Source organism: Limisphaera sp. 4302-co, from assembly GCF_049537155.1.
Lineage (GTDB): Bacteria > Verrucomicrobiota > Verrucomicrobiia > Limisphaerales > Limisphaeraceae > Limisphaera.
Window position 1 is genome coordinate 1 of sequence record NZ_JBMVQZ010000034.1, and the last position, 1,558, is coordinate 1,558.

The window sequence follows — 1,558 nt, forward strand, 5'->3', positions numbered from 1 at the left end:
CCCCGGTCGGTGAGCCCGCCGATCAGCTTCGGATGCCCAGACCGACCGGCATTTGATCGGACGGCACGTCCTCGATCCGGGCATGTTGTTCCAGAAAGTCGAGGACCTTTTCCTGCAGGATCTCGCCGTGTACCTGCGGGAGTGCGTCTCGATCAAGAATTTCCGAAACGAGTTTCCGGGGGTCCCTGCCAGTGAGAGCCGCCTGATAGGTCACCCAGCGGTTGAAATCCTCGTCGGCGACTTCGATCTTCTCTTCTTCGGCGATCCGGTGCACGAGGAAATCCAGCTTGACCCGTTCTTTGGCGGTGGCGAGGGCGTTCTGGTAGATGGCTTCCTTTTCGCGTTCGATCAGCTCGCGGCTGATGCCCCGAGCGGCGTTCTCCCGCACAATCTGGTAGACGGTCCGCCGGGTCTCGTGGTCCACCAGGGATTCCGGGAGATCGAAATGGACCCGGTCCAGCAGGGCGCGGATCAGCTGCGTGCGCACCTGGCGTTTGAGTTTGTATTTCAATTCGTTCTCCAGGTCGCGTCGCACGCCGGCGCGCAACGCATCGAGATTCTCCGCGCCCAAATCCTTGGCGAACTGATCGTCCAGCGGGGGCAGGACCGTTTCCTTGACTTCGACCACTTCCACCTCGAACGCTGCCGGCCGGCCCGCGAGGGCGGGGCTGGGGAAATCGGGCGGAAAGAGCAGATGAATCGTGCGGCGGTCGCCCGCCTGGGCGCCTGTCAATTGTTCACCAAACCCGGGGAGGAAGGCGTTGCGTTCGACGTGAACCCAGAAGCCCCTGGCCTCGGCCAGGCTGGGCGCATCGGGGGCCACTTCCCGGAGCGGTTTCCCCTCGACGGTGGCGGTGTAGTTGATGACGGCAATGTCGCCCGTGGCAGCCGGACGCTGAACGGTGCGGTACTGGACCCGCTGCCGTCGCAGCACCTCCAGCGCACGTTCCACGTCCTCGTCGGTCACCGACCGGATCTCCCGTTTGGCCGGCAGCCCTTTGTACTCCGGAAGCTCGAACTCGGGCTCGGTCTCCATGGTGAAGACCGCCTGCAAGGGCTGGCCCCGGCCGAACTGCAGCACCTCCACATTCTCCAGCCGCAATGCCCGCAGGCCCTTCTTCGATTGGATCTCTTTCAAACACTCCTGAATGAGCTGATGCCGGACTTCAGACTCGATCTCCTTCGAGAACTTGCGCTCCACCAGCTCCAAGGGGGCCTTGCCCCGACGAAAGCCGGGCAGAGCAGCGCCCTCCCGATACACCCGGAGCGTACCGGCAAAGGCTTCGTCGACTTTTGCCGCCTCGACTTCCACCCGTACCAACTTGCGGCAGGGGGCCAACGGTTCCACCGAAATGTTCACAGTCTCCAATCCTTTCGTGCTCGCTTGTTGCCGGCCGTGGGTTCGGGTCCCGGGGTCACCTGCAACCGGCAGAGCCCCACAATCTAGAGGGCGCTCCCCACCCGTCAAGTTCCGCCAGGGCCCGCTGACGCCCAGATCAGGGCTATTTCATCTGCGTGGGCCGGAGGGGTCGGAGAGCGCCTTGCGCTCCGATCAAAA

1 protein-coding gene is annotated in these 1,558 nt (G+C 63.6%); it reads right to left on the reverse strand.

The window, feature by feature from the left end; genetic code table 11:
* Window positions 1-22 precede the first annotated feature (22 nt).
* A complete protein-coding gene (tig, locus tag ACPDIX_RS15000) occupies window positions 23-1,360 on the reverse strand; it encodes a trigger factor (protein WP_423432614.1) in 1,338 nt (445 codons plus the stop codon).
* Between the last annotated feature and the right edge of the window lie 198 nt (window positions 1,361-1,558).